The organism is Cupriavidus sp. 05T313 (genome assembly GCF_056396665.1).
Genome location: NZ_JBFTLX010000629.1, coordinates 1 through 451, shown reverse-complemented (window position 1 = coordinate 451; position 451 = coordinate 1). Strand labels below are relative to the sequence as shown.

Annotated in this window: 1 protein-coding gene; it reads right to left on the bottom strand. The window is 64.7% G+C overall.

Annotated elements, in window-relative coordinates; all coding sequences use genetic code 11:
• Positions 1–361: DUF4383 domain-containing protein (locus tag AC1DKD_RS42090; protein ID WP_477144848.1), on the bottom strand; the 361-nt coding region annotated here is incomplete at its 3' end.
• Positions 362–451 lie beyond the last annotated feature (90 nt).

Here is a 451-nt window from a genome sequence, read left to right as displayed (position 1 = left end):
CGCCGAGGAGGAGCACGGCGCTGGCGAGGTGGAGGACGTTGTCGGCACCGTTCAGGGCGATGATGTTCAGCGGCGAATTCAGCAGGAACAGCCCCACGATGCCAACCAGGAGGTAGACGGCGCCGACGGCGGAGTTCACGGTGCGTGCGCTGTCAATCCCGCGGAGTCCGGCGAAGAGCAGTGCGGCGCCGATGGCCAGGTGGATCACGTTGTGCAGCGGGTTCACCTCGAAGATGATGAGGTTCGCGCCTTCCGTGGCGACGAATCCGACGCCTGAGGTTACGGCGAAGCCCAGGAGGCCCACCAGCAGGTAGACGGCTCCGAAAACGGAGGCGACGAGGCGGTTGGGTGAATTTCGCATGACCCGAATCCTTCCTTCAGGGCGGGTGGATTGTCCCGCCGGATATTGGCCCCCTGGTGGGGCCCTCGGAAGCGATTCGGATCATTGACC